Origin of the sequence: Roseofilum sp. SBFL (genome assembly GCF_017746885.1) — a bacterium.
Taxonomy (GTDB): domain Bacteria; phylum Cyanobacteriota; class Cyanobacteriia; order Cyanobacteriales; family Desertifilaceae; genus Roseofilum.
The window spans coordinates 25,204-44,228 of record NZ_JAGHZH010000162.1; the positions used below are offsets into that span (position 1 = coordinate 25,204).

Below are 19,025 nucleotides of genomic sequence, written 5' to 3' on the forward strand. Positions count from 1 at the left end.
CCTGGGTTAGGGGTGGGCTATTTTCCTCTGGGGAGGAGTTAGGGGTTGGTGTCTATTGACTGCTCAACAAATGGGCTGCGTCCTCATCGGATAATTCCTCAAGTTGAGCCAGTAAACTCTCTTCGATCGCCTCAGCTAATTCGGCGACTGTAGCTGCATTGAGCAGTTGCCGCAAGCTTAAATCGGCAGCGGGTAAGGCTTCTCGAATTCGCGTCAGGATTTGGGTCGCTTGCAGGGAATTACCTCCGAGTTCAAAGAAGTTTTCGCCGATGCCAATGCGATCGATCTCTAAAACTTCTTGCCAAATTTGAGCGAGGAGTTCTTCTTGGTCATTGCGCGGTGCAATATATGTGGTTTGAGCCGGTTTAAATTGAGGAGAAGGAAGAGCTTTTCGATTAATTTTGCCGTTCGCCGTTAGAGGGAATTCATCTAAGAAAACAAAGGCAGAAGGCACCATATAATCGGGCAGGCGGGTAGTTAATAAAGTCCGCAATTCTTCCTCAAAAGAGAGGGATTTTTCTGTTGTTTCTTCTGGGTTAGATGCTTGGGGTTGCAACCATTGCTGCTTTTGTTCGGGGGCGATCGCGCCGCCCAAGAATCCCTGGAGCAGGATATTATTACTTTCGAGTTGGAAACAGTCCTCGATCACTTCGGCATCCATGGGGTCGCCAATAGCACAGAGTCCAATGTTGTAGCGCTGACATTCTTCGCTCAATAATTGACCTATATATCCCGCTTCAAGCAAGCAAAAGTCTCGGGCAAATTCGCCGTAAAGTGGCGAGATCGCGTCAAGAGAGCCAATGGAAAAGAGGGCAAAAGCAGCGCGATCGAAAATATCTTTGTTGGAGTAACTGTATAAATCTCGCTCCAAACGGGCTGTTTTGGAGATTAAAATCAGGCGATGCTTGACCGGATGGTAGTAGTAGGTTCCCCCTTCTAAACCGTCAATGCGTCCTGGCTTGACATAAATATAAGTCTGCACGGGATACAGATGGCCGGCTGAAGGATAGCGATATTTCGGCAGAGGAGATTCTGCTAACTGCAAGGAACGCAGGCAATTTAACAGGTTGGCTAAGTCAGTTAAAGGGAAGGGGGCTTGCAAATATTGACGGTAGCTTTGACGCTGGAGATAGATATCGCGCCGCAGGGGTTCGGAGGTGGGTAATTCCGTCTCTACATTCCCCTCTAGGGACCGAATTCCTCGTTGTTCCAGGCGAAACTCTAACCGCGCCACCGGATCGAGAACCAGACCGCTTTCAGAGGTTTCTGTAGGAGTTTCTGGAACGTCAGTATCGCTCACGACATAAGCTACCAATTGTTCTTTGCTACGACGATCTCCCGCAGAGGTGACAATTGCTTTACGGACGCGAGGATGTTCGGCGATCGCACTTTCGACCTCTCCTGCTTCGATCCGATAGCCGCGAATTTTCAGTTGGAAGTCTTCTCGACCCAAAAATTCGATATTGCCATCGGGAAGATAGCGTCCTAAATCTCCGGTGAGATAGAGACGTTCTCCCGTTTCAGGATGAATGATAAAGCTGGCGGCGGTTTTCTCTGAGTCCTTCCAGTATCTCTCGGCTAAACCAACGCCACCGATGTAGAGTTGTCCCGTCACCCAGATCGGACAGGGTTCCAGATTTGGGTTGAGGACGTAGAAGTGTTGGTTGAGCAGGGGAAGACCGTAGGGAATACTGTTCCATGCCGGATCGATCTCGTCAATGGGATAATAAATCGACCAGATAGACGCTTCGGTTGCACCTCCCAAACTCATTACCGTCGCTTCTGGAGCAATGGCTTTAATCTGTGGAGGTAAGGTGAGGGGCAGCCAATCTCCGCTCAAGAGTACTGATCGCAGAGAATTTGCTTTTAAGTCGGGGCGAGATTCCATGTAATCGACAAATAGCTGCATGAGGGCGGGCACCGAGTTCCACAGAGTTATGCCATTACTCTCTACCAACTCCGCCCAATGAGCTGGATCTTTAGCGACTTCCGCTTCGGGTATTACCAGAGTTGCTCCGGCTGCTAGAGTGCCGAAGATATCGTAGACCGAGAGGTCGAAACTCAGAGAAGAGAGGGCGAGGACGCGATCGCTCGCATCCACTTGGAAGCGCTGATTGATATCGACAACAGTATTTAATGCACCCCGATGGGCGATGGCAACTCCTTTCGGCTTGCCTGTCGAACCGGAGGTATAAATAACATACGCCAAGTTTTCAGCAGTTTGTCGGCTTTCTAGAGGAATGTCGGGTTGCTCGGATAGGTCGTCGCTCTCGGGGAAAATAACGGTGATATGGGCGGGAAGAGTAATCCGATCGCGTAATTTCGATTGGGCGATCGCAATGTTGACATCCCCATTTTCCAATAAGTACGCCATGCGTTCGGAAGGCATTTCCGAATCGATGGGCAAATAGGCAGCACCGGATGCCAGAATTCCGAGAACTGCAGCGACTTGTTCCCAGCCTTTTTCCATGACTACGGCTACCAGTTCGTCTGGCTTTGCCCCTAACTCTCGCAGCCGATAGCCCAGTTGACAGGCAATGCGAGAGAGTTCTTGGTAGGTAAAGGTGCGATGCAGAGTGGAAATGGCGATCGCATCGGGATTTTTCTGTGCTTGTTGGAAAAACCCATCGTGCAATAGTCCGGCGGGAAGGGGTGCTTCCGTCTGGTTGCTTTCTTGTTGGATCTCCAGTTTGGGAATATGCAACTGTCGTCCTTGTGCTTCCCAGATACTCTCAACCGTTGCCAAATTTTCCAAGAAGGTTTCGTAGGCGGCAAACATGGCATCGAGAACGCCCTCGGGGAACGCTTCATCGGCACAGTCCCACGTCAGAACTAAGGTTCCTCCATCCTCGTATACCTGATGGTCGAGAATCACTTGCGGCGTTTGACTGATACTGTAAGTTAAGTCGCCAAATTGCGAGATTGCCGTGGCTTTGGCTTCGATTCCCTCTTGGATGAGATTGCTGGTAAAAACGATGGGCATGAAGACGGGAGAACCATCTCCTTGTAATTGGCTCAGTTCCCGCAATAAAGTTACGCCACTGACCGAACTGCGATCGAGGTCTTGCCAAAGTTGCTTTTGCAACCGTTGGGCGCGAGTGACAAAGGATTCTTTCTCGCGACAGTCAATCGCTAAGAGGGTGAGGGAGGTAAAGTCGCCGACAATGCGATCGATTTCTTCGTGGAGGGGGAGACGGTTGAAGAGGGTGAGGTTGAGGGTAAATTGGGGTTTGCTGCTCCAAGCGGCCAGAACTTCGGCAAATGCAGCCGCTAACAAACCGGAAGGGGTGAGATTGAAGCGGCTGGCTCTGTGTTTTAAGGGCTGCCACTGTTCGGGGGAGAGGCAATGGCTGCGACGGTAGAAGCGCACTTCATCTAAAGTAGCCAGAGGTTTAGCCAGAGGTAGATCGGGGGCGGGGGGAAGTTCGGGGAGGCGCTGCTGCCAATAGTTCCAATCTCGCTGATAGACTTCTGTTTCTTTTAAGGCTTCTAAGGCATAAACATAATCGCGGAAGGAAACCGAGAGTGCTGGCAGTTCGCGATCGGGGTCTTGATAGAGGTCGTAGAGTTCTCGGAATAAGATCTCGCCACTGCCTAAGTCGGCAATCAGGGCATCAAAACTCAGGTGCAGTCGAGAGCGCCCTTCGTCCATCTGAGTCGCGCAGATTTCAAAGAGGGGCGCGCGATCGCTTTCAATGACTTGATGGGAAAGGCGATCGCGAACTTCTGCTAGGGTTTGCTCGACTTCTGCTGTAGGTTTGCCGCGCAAGTCGAGCACTTTGACTTCATAGGGGGGAATTTCTGGCAGAATCTGCTGTTGTCCGTCGGGACGCACGATCGCCCTTAACATTTCGTGGCGATGGATTAAACGCTGCCAGGCGCGATTATAACGGACCAGATCGAGGTCGGTTGCGTCGATTTCTCCGTAGAAGTGAGTGGAAACATTACCCAAGGCAAATCCATTCTGACGACCGATCCAGTAAGCCTGTTGAACTTCGGTGAGGGGAAAGGGTTCGTTGCGCTGTTCGAGGTCGGAGACGATTTCTGATAATGTCAGGGCGATTGTGATTTCTGCAGAACCGGCTTCGATGACTTCTGCCAAGCGAAGGATGGTGGGAGAATCAAAGAGTTCGCTTAAGAGAATTTCGGTATTAAATGTATCGCTTAATTTGGCAACCAGGCGAGTTGCTAACAAAGAATGACCCCCCAAAGCAAAGAAGTCATCGCGAATGCCAATAGGGGAAATCCCGAGATAATTCTCCCAAATTTCGACAATTTGTTCCTCGATTGCGTTGCGGGCTGCCACATAGGGCATTTCTAGAGGAGGTCGGGGATGCTTGGCCTGAGTCGATTTGGTCTCGGTTGCGCTAATCTCTGCATTGACAGCACTCCCCCCTTGGGGGGGGACATAGGGGAGGGTACCTCCATTTTCTGTAGGTGCGGGAGGAAATAAGTCTTCGGCAGAAACCAGTACTTGCGAGAAGGAACCGCTGAGAATGCGCGCAAAAATATCGACTCCGCGATCGGGTGCTAGTCCTTTACCAAAGCTTGGATCTAGAGTCGAAGGTTGCGCGGTTTCTCTAACTCGAACTGTAGAGCTATTCGATGGGGGAGGGGATTCTTCCTCTTCCGAAACGCGCAGAACGATTTTCCCCATATGTTTGGCTTCGGACATATAGGTGAAAGCATCGGCTGCCGATTCTATCGGAAAGCTGCGATAGGGTAGAGGGGAGAAATTTCCTGCGCGAAAATGACCGAGAATTTCTTGCCATAATTTTCTAAAGTTTTCCCGTGCCGGTTCGACATTAATTGAGAAGAAGGCCAGGCTTTTTTCAAAAGGTAATAAGCCGAGTTGGGTATTGTTGAGAATATCTCGGCGACCCAGTTCCAGAAATCGACCATAGGAAGCCAAGATTTCTAGATTTTTGAGAATCGCTTCTCCTCCTAAAGAATTGAGGACGACATCGACTCCGCGACCTTGGGTATGATATTTAACCTCTTCGGCAAAGTCTAAAGAACGAGAATCCATCACGCATTCAATGCCCAGCGATCGCAGATAATTGCGCTTTTCTTCATTCCCCGCTGTAGCTAATATTTCTGCACCCAACCAACGGGCAACGTCCACGGCTGCTAATCCAACTCCTCCAGTAGCAGAATGAATGAGAACGGTCTCTCCTGCTTGCAATCTTCCTTGGACGACTAAGGAATAATAAGCGGTCATAAAGGCAACCGGAAGAGTGGCTGCTTCTTCTGCTGTTAATTCTGGGGGTCTGAGGGTGACTAAATCTTGAGAAAGGGTAACAAATTTTTGCAGACAGGGTTGACCGAAAGCAATGACGCGATCGCCTACATTAAGATTTGCAACTTCCGAACCAACTCCCACGACCGTTCCCGCACATTCTAAACCGAACTTTGGCAGCACTCCATCGGGAGTGGGCATTAATCCCAGGGCAATCAAAACTTCTTTGAAGTTAAGACCGGTGGCAGTGACGGCAATCTCAACTTCTTGAGATTCAGGGGGTTTGCGTGCCTCTTCTCGTAAAGTTAAGCTATCGAGCAAGCCGGTTTTGCCAATAGCAACGGAGAAATTGTCCTCGAGATTTTTACCCTCAAAATTGGTAATGTCTTCCGCTGTACTGGTTGTCGCTTTTAAGGAGCTAGTCTGCATAAAACTTCCTCAAGATGTATTCTTCGATTGCGATTAGAACTCGACCGCTTTCGTCAAAAATTGTAATGTCAAACTTAAAGCTATCGGCAGTGCGATCGCGTAACTGAGCATAGCTATAGATCTTACGAGACAAACGTCCCCCATAAATTAACTGTTTGTAAGAGAAAGGCAAGTAGAACGAATCGTCTTTTAACTGTCCGAGTAAGAAATGAACGGCAATATCCAGCAAGGCAGGATGAAGACGATAAGAATCTAAATCCGAGGCAAAGCGTTCGGACAATTCTAGAGTAGCTAGTCCTGCCGACTCCGTCCATTCAAACTCGACTAAATTTTTCCATCTGTCTCCAAATCTTATCAAGCCTTTGAGCGGATCGTAATTTGTTCCAGAAATCTTAACAGTCTCGCCGTTTAAATGTTCTCTTAAACTTTGCAGATCCAACAGCTCGGTCGGCATTTTAGCCTCAAATAGATTTCCGATTGCTCCTTCTATCGGCATTCCTCCCGTTGCGAGAATTTGAAACTTATATCCTTGAGAATTAGGCTGGAGAATGGTTTGCACTTCGCGTTTTTGTCCGTCTTCTATCGCCAAGGGCGTGGGAAAGTAAACATTGTTTAAAGCAATAGTGCGCTCGCCACCGAGTGCATTCAATCCAGCCGTTAAAGCCATTTCTAAATAGCCTGTACCGGGAATAATGCCTCGACCTTGCAAGCGATGTTCGTCGAGAAGCCAATGCTTTTCGGGAGTAAGCAGGGAGCGATAAACAATCTGTCGGTCATCGCGACTATAGTTCTCGAATAATGGATGATTAGGCGTTAAGGGTAAGGATGAAACCGCTGGTTTTTCCGATACATTGCCATTCTGTTGAGAGGCTCGCGCTGCCATCCCCACGTCTTGCCAAGCATCCCAATTAATAGCTACGGTGAACGTTCCGTCGGCGGCAGTTTTATAACGAGCAAACGCATCGAGAAAAGCATTCGCCGCCGTATAATCCACTTGTCCGAATCCACCTTTAATTGAAACTAAAGAAGAACACAACACAAAGAAATCGAGAGGCACATCCTTGACAATCTCATCGAGCACGAGAGTTCCCCCAACTTTCGGAGCGAGAACCTCCCGAGCGGTTTCTCGAGTTTTGCGCTGAATGACTCCGCCTCCAGGAACTCCGGCTGCATGGATGATTCCGTGCAGAGCGCCACATCGATCGCGAAATTCGCCAATTGCTTTTTCCATTGCCGAGCGATCGCATACATCAGCTCCAGCAACGGTCACTTGCGCTCCGAGGCTCTCCAATTCGCGGACGGCACGAATTTTCTCGCCAATGGTTTCTTCTCCCTGCCAGGCATCCCACTCCTCTCTTGGAGGTAGGGCAGAACGTCCGACGAGCAAGAGTTTGGCTTTTGCTGTTGTTGCCAAATAGCGAGCCAAAGACAAACCAATACCGCCCAAACCTCCGGTAATTAAGTAAGCTCCTCCTTCTTTAATTCGCGGTGATTTCGCGGTGGGTTCCAGAGTCACGGGAGTAAAAGTCTGCACCCAGCGCTGGTTTTGGCGATAGGCACAGATAGAGTCAGAAGCAGTCAGTTCTGCCCATAATTGCTCGGCGGCGCGATCGCTATTCTGCAACGCAGCCAGGTCGAAATCGAGACTGCGACAGATAAACTTCGGATATTCCAGAGGAATAACCTTGACTGCCCCCAGTACAGTAGCGCGCTCGGGATACACCATCTCCTCAGCAGTAACCGATTGCATATTATTGGTAACGGCAGTAATCTGCAAAGGTTGGCTCCATTTGTATTTCCCTAACCCTCGTGCAATTTCCAGCAAACTGAAAAAGCCCAAATCTCGAGCGCGATCGACATCCCTCAATCCCTTTTGAGGATAGCCTTCCGGGTCAATCGTCCACAGATGAACCAAGCTGGTGGGAAGCAGATTGCGATCGCACAAATCGGCAAATAAGGCGGTATAATCTTCGCTAGAATTGGGATCGATCGCATAACCGTTGTCACCGTTTTGAGTAAAGACTTCGCCAATTTCTACCACAATCGCCGTCTTACCTTGAGTGCGCAACTGTTGCACCAAGCTTTCTCCCAAACCGCAGCGATCGGTAAACACTAACACTCGCGCTAATTTTTCGTCATTTTCCCCTACCTTGTCTAAAGGTGCGAGAGTCCATTTTGGCGCATACAAGCGTTCTGACTCTGAGAATTCCTGTGCAGATGGCTGCGGCGTTACCGTAGGTTGCAATGTCGTTTCGGGAGCATCCACCCAATAGCGCTGGCGCTGGAAAGGATAGGTGGGTAGAGGCAAGCGATCGCGTTTTTCATCCCCATAAAATCCCGACCAGTCTACCTCAACTCCAGCCAACCACAGGCGACTGAGAGTGCTTAACAGGCATTTTTCCGCAGAGATTGGGTCTTTCGGATGGGGGAGAGAAGGAATGGCAATTCGTCCGTTTCCTTGTTGCTTGATTAGGGTACTGGCGGTTTTTCCTGGCCCGACTTCGAGGAACACAGAGGTTTCATCTCGCAATAGTTCTGCTACCCCTTCGCTAAAGCGTACGGTTTGCCGCAAATGGTGCGCCCAATATTGAGGATCTGTGGCTTGCTCGGAGGTTAATTGCTTTCCTGTGACGTTGGAAATGACGGGAATTTCAGGAGGATGGAGGGAAACCCCTTTTAAATAATCGAGGAGCGGTGCGATTGCCTCTTCCATCAACGGCGAGTGAAAGGCGTGGGAAGTGTGCAAAGGACGACAGGAAATTCCAGCTTCCTGTAAGCGTTTTTGCAGAGCTTCGATAGCGGCGCTACACCCAGAAATAACGCTGAGTTGGGGGGCGTTGCAAACGGCTAGAGTCAAATCGTCGTTCAAATAGCTTTGAACCTCTTGCGCGCCTAATTCTACGGAAAGCATGGTTCCTTGCGGACACGCTTGCATCAGGCGACCGCGAAGGGCGATAGTGGCTAAAGCGTCTTCAAGAGAAAAGACTCCTGCCAAACAAGCTGCCACATATTCGCCAATACTATGACCCAATAAAGACTGGGGACGCACTCCCCAAGCCATCCACAAGCGAGCCAGAGCATATTCAATGACAAAGAGAGCCGGTTGCGCGATGGCTGTTTGTTTGAGAGTATTTTTCGCTTCTGCTCCCGGTGCTTCCGTCGGATAGAGAAGTTGGCGCAGATCTGTATCGAGATGGTTTTGCAGAATGTCGAAACAGCGATCGCACTCTTGACGGAATAAAGGTTCGCTTTCGTACACCTCCCGAGCCATATTAATATATTGAGAACCCTGTCCCGGAAAAAGAAAGACCACGGGGGGATTATCGAATGCCGGAGTTGCCGACATGGCACCGTTTGCTAAAGTAGCGATCGCTTCTGCGGTATTCTCGGCAATGACAGCACGGCGGTGAGAAAATTCCCGCCGTCCTACTTGTAAGGTATAAGCAATATCGGCTAGATTGCCATCGGAATGGGTTTGTAAGAACTCGGCTAAATTCTCTGTTGCTTTTTCTAGTGCTGTGGCACTTTTGGCTGAAAGGAGAAGCAACTGCCAAGGTCTCGAAGTACTCGATGGAGTTAAGGTGGGAGCTTCTTCTAAAATGATGTGAGCATTGGTGCCGCCAATGCCGAAAGAACTCACCCCAGCACGACGGGGACTGCCATTGCGCGTCCATTCTTGCAACGTATCATTGACGTAAAAAGGACTATTGGCAAAATCAATACGGGGATTCGGTTGGGTAAAATTGATGCTGGGAGGAATCAATTGGCGATCGAGAGCGAGGATTGTTTTAATCAGTCCGGCAATTCCTGCTGCTGCATCGAGATGTCCTAAATTGGTTTTCACCGAACCGATGGCGCAATAATTGGTTTTCTCCGTATGTCGGCGAAACGCCCGCGTCGCGGCTGCGATCTCGATTGGATCTCCTAAAGGCGTTCCCGTACCGTGAGCCTCTAGATAAGAAATACTCTCAGAGGTGACCTCTGCAGCCATCTGAGCGGTGCGAATGGTACGAATTTGACCCTCTTCACTGGGGGCAGTATAACCAATTTTTCCAGCTCCATCATTGTTAATAGCTGAACCTTTAATTGTGGCGTAAATATAATCTCGATCTGCGATCGCATCTTCGAGGCGTTTGAGGACGACAGTACCAATCCCATTTCCGCCTAAAGTACCGTTTGCTCGAGCATCGAAGGCGCGACAATGACCATCGGGAGATATAATTTCATCGGGAGATAATGTCAGTTCGTTTTGTGGAACTTTAACAGCAACACCTGCTGCTAGAGACATATAACATTCTCCCGACAGCAAGCTCTGACAAGCCAGGTGAACCGCAACTAAAGAACTCGAACACGCCGTTCCCACACTCACGCTCGGCCCTTTCAAATCGAGTTTATAAGAAACGCGAGTCGGAACGTAATCTTTATCCACCCCAATTAAACGTTGCAAACCGCCAATGGAGTTGAGTAATTCTGGATTAGGTAGTAAGTTATAGTAGAGATAATAGCCCATGCCGACCCCAGCATAGACACCAATCGGTCGTTTTTCTCGAGATGAATCATACCCGGCATCTTCCAAGGCTTCCCAGGCACATTCTAAAAAAAGTCGATGTTGCGGGTCCATGACTTCCGCTTCCCTCGGAGAAAAGCCGAAAAAAGAGGCATCAAAATATTCAACATTCTCTAAAATTGATCCAGCTTTCACCGTTTTTTTGCTAGCTTTGTTTTCAGTGAAGATAGAAATTAGTTCTTCACCATAAATCAAATTCTGCCAAAATTTGTCAATGGTTTCAGAACCGGCAAAACGTCCGGATAGACCGATAATTGCTATTTCTAAACCAGTGTATTCGGAAGTCATGGGCATATCTCGGCAAGGAATCAAAAAAGAAAATTAGTAGGAGAGTAAAGATTGCTTATATCGTTGCTTTAATCGCTGTCGTCCTCGTTTTAAGGCTAAGTCTGTTTCAATATCATTTTCTTGGGTAGAAGCTGTATTTTGTCCAGATAAATGCTGGGCAAGTTGTCGAATTGTGGAATAATTAAATAGATCGACAAGTGTGACATTTTGTGATATAATTGGCAATTGTTTTAGCATGATTCCATAGATTCGAGTAAGCAATAGAGAGTTGCCTCCCAAATCGAAAAAGTTGCGAGTGACTCCGACTCGTTCTACTTCAAGAACTTCTTGCCAAATGGTAGCGATGGTTTGTTCGAGGGAATCTCGCGGGGCAATATCGGGTTCACGATTTTCAGGGTTGACATAATCGGGAATTGGTAAGGCACGGCGATTGACTTTTCCATTGGCAGATAAGGGAAATGTTTCCAGGAAAACAAATGCCGAGGGAATCATATAATCCGGGAGACGATCGCTGAGAAAATGCCGCAGATCTGCCGCTGGAATTTCTTCGCCCTCGCTAATGAGATAAGCCACCAAACGCTTGTTGCGCCCGTCCTCTCCTAAAACTTCTGCGATCGCATGTTTGATTTGCGAATGTCCGGTTAAAGCGGCTTCAATTTCTCCTAATTCAATACGATAGCCTCCGACTTTAACCTGAAAGTCATTTCGTCCGAGGAATTCAATATTACCATCGGGAAGATAGCGTCCCAGATCGCCGGTTTTATAGAGCCTCTCTTTGGTTTTTGGATGGATGAAGAAGTGTTTATCCGTTTTCTCGCGATCGCGCCAATATTCTCGCGCCAAACCAATGCCGCCAATATACAACTGTCCGGTAACCCAGACGGGACGGGGTTCTAGAGCTTCGTCTAGTACGTAAAAATGCTGATTGGTGAGGGGAATGCCATAAGGAATACTTTTCCAAGTCGGCTTGACACGATCGATGGGATAGTAAATTGACCAGATCGAGGCTTCTGTGGCTCCTCCCAAGCTCACCATTTGGATATTCTTGTTCTCTGCTTTAACTTGCTCGGGTAAAGAGAGAGGAATCCAATCACCACTGAGGAGAACCAATCGCAGATCTGCTAAATTATGGGTATAGTCCACCATCATCTGCATCAAGGCTGGAACGGAATTCCAAAGGGTAACTCCGTACTGTTGCAATAGTTCCACCCAATGTCGAGGATCGCGATCGCGCTTGGCTTCTGGAATCACGATCGCGCCCCCAGCAGCCAAGACTCCGAAGATATCGTAAACCGAAAGATCGAAACTCAGAGAAGAGAGAGCCAAAACGCGATCGCTGGTGCTAATCTCAAAGCGTCGATTAATTTCCTCAATCGTATTCACCGCTCCGCGATGGTCAATGGCAACCCCTTTAGGCATTCCCGTGGAACCGGAGGTATAAATGAGATATGCCAAATCCTCAGGAGTTTGTTGCGGGGTTAGCGGGGTAGAACTTTCTGTGGTAAAGTCGTCGCGATCGACGCACAGACTGACAATTTCCGACGGCCAAACCAGACTCTCGTACAGCCATGATTGCGTGAGAACGAGACTCACCTCACTATTGGCCAAAAGAATATTGCGACGCTCTTCCGGCCAGGCTGGATCGATGGGAACATAAGCCGCTCCGGCTGCTAAAATTGCCAAAACGGCAACGATTTGCTCCCAGCCTTTTTCCATAACCACCGCAACAAAGCCACCGCGACTGGCTCCGAGTTTCTGCAAGCGATGGGCGATTTGGTTGGAGAGGGAGAATAACTGTTGATAGGTGAGGGTTTGCTGGGGAGCAATCAGTGCGAGTTCGTCGGCTTGTTTTTCCACTCGTGTGGTAAATAATTCGTGTAACAGAGCCTCGGAAATGGGCGCATCGGTACGATTAATGGCATCATAAAGCTCAAGTTGGGCGGGGGGGAGCAATGTAGGCATTTCCTGCCAAGCAGTTGCCGAGGTTGCGAGGGTTTCGAGCAAGCGACAATAAGCGGCAAACATCTCGGCAATTAAACCTTCGGGGAATAGTTCCTCTACTACATCCCAGTTAAACGTCAGCGCTCCCTTTTCTTCCCAGACTTGTACATCCATCCAGGTTTGCGATGCTTGACTGATGGCATAAACTAAGTCACCAAAATGGGTAAAGCTGGAGGTTTCCTGACCTAATGCCGCCATCCCAAGAGTACTGGTAAAGACGATGGGAAAGGCATTGGGAGCCGTTCCATTGACGCGGGCTAGTTCGCGGGCGACCCGCACGCCGCTAAAATAGCGATGTTCCAGATCTTGGGATAATTGCTGCTGAATGGCGATCGCTTGTTGGCGGAAGGAAGTCTTGCCAGAAGCATCGACGGCTAACAGGGTTGCCGAGGTAAAGTCCCCAATTAAATCGTTAATTTGGGAATGAAAGGGCAAACGATTGAACAGGGCTAAATTAACGGTAAAACGAGGGTTCTTACTCCAAGTTCTCAACACTTCACTAAATGCCGCCAGTAAAGCCACCGAAGGAGTCACGCTCGCTCGGCCAGCATTTTGTTTTAATTGTTGCCACTTTTCTTGACTCAAGTCCCCGTCGTAACGACGAGTTCGCGGACGATCGATAGTGTTGGGATTCTTGGCTATGGGGAGTTCTGGGGCTGGAGGCAGAGTTTCTAGGCGCTCGATCCAATACTGTCGCGATTGCTGATATACAGGTGTTTTTTCTAACTTTTGTTCGGCAAGCACGCAATCTCTAAAGGTGATCTCTAAAGGGGGAAGCTGGAGATCGGGTTGGTTATAGCATTGATGCCATTCTTCAAAGAGGCGAAAGAGACTCCAAGCATCAAAGATTTGTAGGTCGTAGCTGATGTGGAGACAAACCCGTTCTTCAGGCAGTTGGGTAGCGCGAAATTCAAATAACGGCCAGCGATCGCCGCTTAAGACTTGGTGAGATAGCTCTGCGCGGATCGTAGCAATGGCGCGATCGATGTCGGTGGGGGAAGAGCTGCGCAAATCTAAAACAGCCATTTCATAAGCCGGAACTTGTTGGAGAACTTGTTGCCGACCATCAGGCAGAACAATTGCCCGTAACATATCGTGGCGATTGATTAAATATTGTAGGGCGCGGTTCAAGCGATCGATATCCAAGCCTCGACCCTCGATCTCGTAGTAGCCGTGGTTGGCAACATTCCCCAGTTCCATTACTCCCAGACGACCCACCCAATAGGCATGCTGTAGATCGGTGAGGGGAAAAGGCTGATAGCGATTTTCCGGGTCTTGAATCAAGGGCGGAAGATCGGTTAATGTTACTGCTGTTTCTCCTTCCTCAAATAGTGCCAAAAGCTCTGCTTTTCGCTCTTGCAAGCTTTGACGTAGTTCGATGGTGAGAGCGCCAGCAGGAGCATCAACCACCAGAGAGTTTCCAGCTACGGCGAGTTTAATCTCTTGGGCGCTAAGTTTTTGGAGGAGAAGTTGTAAATCCATCGGTTTAATTGCGTCAGAATGCAAGGGAGAAGCAGAACACTTAAATTTGCCCTAGAGATGGACAATTTCTCGAGGTCGGTCGGTTGAGATTGAGATGGTCGAAGTGTTTTTTAATTCCTTGACCAGAAGGCGATCGCAGAGATAGGAAGCGAGGCGCTCGCTATTGTTCTCGCCAAAGAATTGTTCCAAGGGAACGCAGATGCGAAAGTCTTCCTCTAAGCGTCGCTTAAGTTCGATCGCCACGAGGGAATCGACTAAACCGCCAAAGGGTAAATCGACTGTCAGTTCTTCGGGAGAACATTGCAGATAAACCGCCAGCCAACCTAAAAGATAGGTAGAGATCCAGGCAGGGCGTTCTGTAGGTGGAGTGGCTAATATTTCTCGGAATGAGGGCAGTGTTGGCGAGAGTTGTTCTTCCTGTGGCGCAAAACTGGCAATGTTCTCTTCGGCTTCAGAAAGATTGAGAGGTGGAGTGGGAGGCGTTCCCAACATCGTTTCTCCCCAACGGACGATGACAGCAGCAGAGGTAGCAGCAGCACCGTTGGCATAAATTAAAACGAGGTCGCCCGGGTTGAGTTTCCCAACGCGAGCGGCACGCTCTAAATTGGCCAGGGGAAAAACAGGTCCAATATTGCTATAACGAGGGTAGAGGTTGAGAGCGCGATCGCGATCAATTCCTAAAGCTCGAATACAAACATCGGCATACCAAGCCGTCGGGGTATTGAAAGCGAAAAAGTCGATGTCAGTTAAGCTGACTCCAGCCATTTCGGCAGCTTTTTGACAGCAGGAGCGCGCTGCATCGACAGCGGTTTCAGCCAGGGCAATGGCATTATCTCCCGTTCGCGCCAGAATGTGAGTTTTGCCTTTGCTATTGCCAGCCAGTTCGTAACGATAGGCATTGCAAGTTTCGGTTGCGGGGGCGATCGCCACGCTCAATATCCCTTCCTCTTCTTGAACCGGACTGACTATTAAAGCCCCAGCTCCATCTCCTAAAGACCAAGAGAAAGAATCACTGTTGTCCGTCGCATTTGAGCCAAAATGAGAAACGACGATGAGAATATGTTCGTATCGTCCCGACGCGATAAAGGTGCGAGCGGTTTCTAAGGCAACGAGAGCACTCGAACAGGTGGATTCAATATTCCATGCTGGACAGTGCAGCCCGACATCTCGCCCTAAATAAGCGGCATGACCGGGACCGGGGGAGTCGGGAAATAGGGCAGTGATTAAGGCTAAATCGACCGCTTCTGGAGTTAGTCCGGCAAGGGCGATCGCTTCTTTGGCTGCCTGACATTCTAAAGCCAGTCCCGACTCTTCCGGTTGCAGAATGCGTCGTTCTCTTGCTCCTCGGAAGGGATCGGTGAGGTAAGGGGCGACTGCCTGTGACCAAATATCAACATCTTCCCTGGTTAGAGTGGTAACACTTCTCTGCCGCTTTCTCGCTTTTGGGAGCAAGTGAGGACATCTTTCGCGCCAATAATCATTGGTGCGAATGGTGTCGGGAAAGGCTAGAGTTAAGGACCGAATGGCGATAGAAGCGTTCATGGTAGGGTTTGACTCCATTAACAAACGGACATCATAAAGTCAGTTGTGCTTGCCGATCGCCCAAGCGGCAGCATAGCGGGAGGTATGGCTGATACTTAAGAGCCATTCCCCAAAACCGATATCAGCGGCGGCAATTTGACCGCGATAACTGAAGGCAACAGCAGGCGCGCCGCAGGGCAATCTGCGAATCTCCACATCTTGGTGCGAGAGTTCGGGCATATAACTGAGGATGCTCTGTTTTGCTGCTAGACGACCTCCTAGATACTGCAACCGTCGTTCTCCTCTCTCGAAAGAGTTGCGTTCGGCGAGAGTTAAGTATCGCTCTTCGTCGATTGCTGGCAAACTATCGACTTCGACTAGAGTCAAAGTGCGATCGCTCGTCGGGTTGTAAAATTTCCAGGATTTATCTGTCATTGTTTTTGCTCTTCTTGCCCGATATTTTTACGGGATTTCCAATGTCCAGTTACTCGATGACAAGATTGGCAAGCATCGTGTTCATTTTGTTCACTGACTCGATATATTCATTGCCAGGAACGGACTCGGCGATAATTCCGGCTCCGGCATTGAGATGAATGGTGTCTCCGTATTGGAAAACTGACCGAATGGCAAGAGCGAAGTCGGCTGTTCCGTTACTGCTGACCCAGCCAAGGGTACCGGCGTAGAGGCTTCGGGGTTCGTCTTCGAGGCGATCGATCCAGTACAATGCTTGCTGCTTGTCAATCCCGGAAACTGTAATCCCCGGAAAGAGAACTTTCAGTGCATCCCAGAGGGTGCGATTGGGTTGCAGGAGACCGCCCACGCGAGAGGAAAGGTGCTGAACGCAACGATATTTCTTAATTTCCATGAAATTGAATACGCCAACGCTGTTGGGCAAGCAAACCGAGGCCATTTCTTGCTGTGCAAGCCAAGCAGAAAGGGCGTGTTCTTTTACTTCTTTAGCATCAGCAAATAACTCGGCATAAAGGCGCAAATCTTTCTCAGGGGTTTCTCCTCGAGGTCGCGTTCCAGCGAGAGGGTTGGTGACAACCCAACGTCCATCTGCTGCTTTCATGAGAATCTCGGGACTGAAACCCACTCCTTTGACTTTTCCGAGATCGAAGGCGTAAGAACGGTAAGCATTATTGGCTTGGTTGGCGATCGAATACGTTCCAAGAACGTTTAATTGTCCCGAATACTTAGCAGTGCGGGAAATAATGGCTTTTTGCAAGCGATTGGCTTTGATGGCTGCAACCAGTTCTGCGACCCGATGTTCGTAATCTTGGCGATCGCTAAAGTCAATTGATATAGAAGTTGCTGTATAAGTCGGGAGTTGTACCTCATTGGTTAATAGTGTATTAATTTCATCAATCCCCTTGATACTCCGATAACAAATTCCCTCTGGAATAAAGATTAATTCGCTATCGGGGATGATGAGGTAGAGCAGTTCATTCTCGCTTTGTTTGGAGTACGAAGAGTAAAAACTCGCCATATCGAAGGAAACGTAACCATACGCTGTCCAATTTTCTAAGGGCAGAGTATTCAGCATCTCTTCTACTTGTTTGAAGGGATCGCGAATAGGTTGAGAATTGACTTCATTCCCTGACATTTCAATGCGATCGCGGCTGACAGCAATTTTTCTATATTCGCCAATTGCAATTCGGACTTCGTCTTCTCCTTCATAAAGCAGGTATGAATTGATCATTCCTGCTTTTTTTAGATTGCTGAGAACGGTGAGAGGTTCAATGTTATAGTTTGGGAAGAACTGTTCTCTATATTTTACTTTTGTGCTATCTTTCACTTGGTTGTTCATCTTTTTTCTTGTGATTGAGGAAATCTATGCTGACTAAAACTTATCCATTAAATAGATATAAAATGATAAATAAAACCTTTGATATCTTACCTCTATAGTTGTTTACATTAAGATCAAACTCTCCATCATGCCTATAATTACCGCATCAGGTTGAGTAGGATGACTTCGATCCCTTGAAAGGTTTTTATTGTTAATTACATTCTGAAAAGAATATTATCAGTATACTCCATAAAAAAAAAGATCATATCCGGTTTTTTTTTTGCTTCAAACGTATTTTTTCTCGATTTTTCTTTGGGGCCTATTTATAAAGAAAAGTCAGAGTGTATACCCAGTCTACTTTGTAGAATGATATGCGAGTCAATGGCTAACGATTGTTGGCCAATATTTGAGTTATAGCTATGTCTTATAGTCTGGCAAATTCACAAGGCATAGCTTTTGGAAAGATGGAAGCAAGTCTCTATATCACGGGAGCAACAGAACTCTCCTGTAAAGTAAAACGTCACAATTGTTTTACATCAGATGCTATAGGTTCTTATAACTTGATTTTTTCATCTATTGGTCTTATTTGACGAAAACCTAAACCTCATAAGCGGTTTAATCTTTACACTGATTTACAAGTTATATTTCTTACAGTTCTTTCCTTATTTTATGAGGTTCAGTCAGAAAAATTCCCCTAAATCCTCCTTTTTAAAGAAGGTTAGGGGAATAAAACTTAAGGAAGAATAAGGCAGTTTAAAATCGCTATAGCAACTTTTTCCGTTGTATTTTGCTTAAAATCTCAACCGAAAACTCTATTTCACTCTGCAATCACATAACGATAGACCAATCTCAATCCAATCGACCATACTTTTTTTGTGTACACAACTGAAGAAAGAATTTAAGTCTACGGCTTTAATTTTGTCTCAAAAATGAGAGTCATCGAGCGAATAAAAGGCAACCAAGTTAGCAAACGCATCATTCCCCACCGTTCGGGATGTAATTGAAAAAGTGATTGCACTTCAATAATCTCGACTCCCATACGCGCGACTTCGTCTATATCTTTGACAAACCACTGTAGGGGAGCACCTAAGGCTTCGAGTTTCTTGGCAGACTTGCGATAAGATGTTCCGACAATATCAAAGATAAAAGTTGCTCCCGGAAAGCGTTGCTGCATTCGTGAGATCAGTTGAGCAACTGATTCCGCATCGAAGTACATCAATAAACCTTCAGCAACAATAACAATCTCCTCGGGAGATCTCGAAGGCAGTTGCTCCATCCAGTTAAAGTCTAAGGCGGAAGCTCCAATAAATTTATAGTTTTCGGTTTCACGATCGAGTTGGCTGCGAATGTCATTCACTTCCGGTAAATCAAGATTAATCCAGTGCAAATTTTCTTGTTGCAGGCGGTAGTATCGACTGGATAAACCCGCTCCTAACTCGATAACCAGGGGGTTTTTAATATGGGCAATGTTACGTTGTACTGCACAATCAAAGTGCTCTGCGCGAATAGCCCAACCGGCTTGGGTATACGTGCCATAAAAAGAGTCGAGTTCCACATTCCAACCCAGATGATCGCTCCACTCTCGGGCGTGGCGATCGCGAAAAAGACCGTTAGAATTTCGATCTTCGTCAGCTCTGGCGCGAGTCGTAAGAACCATTGTGCGCGGTACACCTGCGAGTTGTAATTGAGATTGGGACATGATGACTGAA

General features: G+C 48.0%; 7 protein-coding genes. All 7 read right to left on the reverse strand.

What is annotated here, in order from left to right; translation table 11 throughout:
• Positions 1 to 52: 52 nt before the first annotated feature.
• Positions 53 to 5,668, reverse strand: coding sequence for a non-ribosomal peptide synthetase (locus J7545_RS17295; protein ID WP_318698765.1), 5,616 nt, complete (start codon positions 5,666 to 5,668; stop codon positions 53 to 55).
• Positions 5,658 to 10,523: a type I polyketide synthase gene (locus J7545_RS17300; protein WP_318698766.1), complete on the reverse strand. Its 4,866-nt coding sequence runs from the start codon at positions 10,521 to 10,523 to the stop codon at positions 5,658 to 5,660. The genes J7545_RS17295 and J7545_RS17300 overlap by 11 nt, the downstream gene beginning before the upstream one ends.
• A 33-nt stretch (positions 10,524 to 10,556) precedes the next feature.
• Complete coding sequence (locus tag J7545_RS17305) at positions 10,557 to 14,006, reverse strand: amino acid adenylation domain-containing protein (RefSeq protein WP_318698767.1); 3,450 nt, start codon at positions 14,004 to 14,006, stop codon at positions 10,557 to 10,559.
• 51 nt (positions 14,007 to 14,057) lie between these two features.
• Complete coding sequence (locus J7545_RS17310; protein WP_318698768.1) at positions 14,058 to 15,548, reverse strand: 3-oxoacyl-[acyl-carrier-protein] synthase III C-terminal domain-containing protein; 1,491 nt, start codon at positions 15,546 to 15,548, stop codon at positions 14,058 to 14,060.
• Positions 15,549 to 15,587: 39 nt separating this feature from the next.
• A complete protein-coding gene (locus tag J7545_RS17315; protein WP_318698769.1) occupies positions 15,588 to 15,962 on the reverse strand; it encodes a hypothetical protein in 375 nt (124 codons plus the stop codon).
• Between the two features lie 49 nt (positions 15,963 to 16,011).
• On the reverse strand, positions 16,012 to 17,229 hold the full coding sequence (locus J7545_RS17320; protein WP_318698770.1) for a chorismate-binding protein: 1,218 nt from the start codon (positions 17,227 to 17,229) through the stop codon (positions 16,012 to 16,014).
• Between the two features lie 991 nt (positions 17,230 to 18,220).
• Positions 18,221 to 19,015, reverse strand: coding sequence for a class I SAM-dependent methyltransferase (locus J7545_RS17325; protein ID WP_318698771.1), 795 nt, complete (start codon positions 19,013 to 19,015; stop codon positions 18,221 to 18,223).
• Between the last annotated feature and the right edge of the window lie 10 nt (positions 19,016 to 19,025).

Excerpts from the sequence above, each read along its gene's own strand:
- J7545_RS17295 (WP_318698765.1), bottom strand. The coding sequence starts at position 5,668 with ATGCAGACTAGCTCCTTAAAAGCGACAACCAGTACAGCGGAAGACATT.
- J7545_RS17310 (WP_318698768.1), bottom strand. The coding sequence starts at position 15,548 with ATGAACGCTTCTATCGCCATTCGGTCCTTAACTCTAGCCTTTCCCGAC.
- J7545_RS17305 (WP_318698767.1), bottom strand. The coding sequence starts at position 14,006 with ATGGATTTACAACTTCTCCTCCAAAAACTTAGCGCCCAAGAGATTAAA.
- J7545_RS17320 (WP_318698770.1), bottom strand. The coding sequence starts at position 17,229 with ATGATCAATTCATACCTGCTTTATGAAGGAGAAGACGAAGTCCGAATT.
- J7545_RS17300 (WP_318698766.1), bottom strand. The coding sequence starts at position 10,523 with ATGACTTCCGAATACACTGGTTTAGAAATAGCAATTATCGGTCTATCC.
- J7545_RS17325 (WP_318698771.1), bottom strand. The coding sequence starts at position 19,015 with ATGTCCCAATCTCAATTACAACTCGCAGGTGTACCGCGCACAATGGTT.
- J7545_RS17315 (WP_318698769.1), bottom strand. The coding sequence starts at position 15,962 with ATGACAGATAAATCCTGGAAATTTTACAACCCGACGAGCGATCGCACT.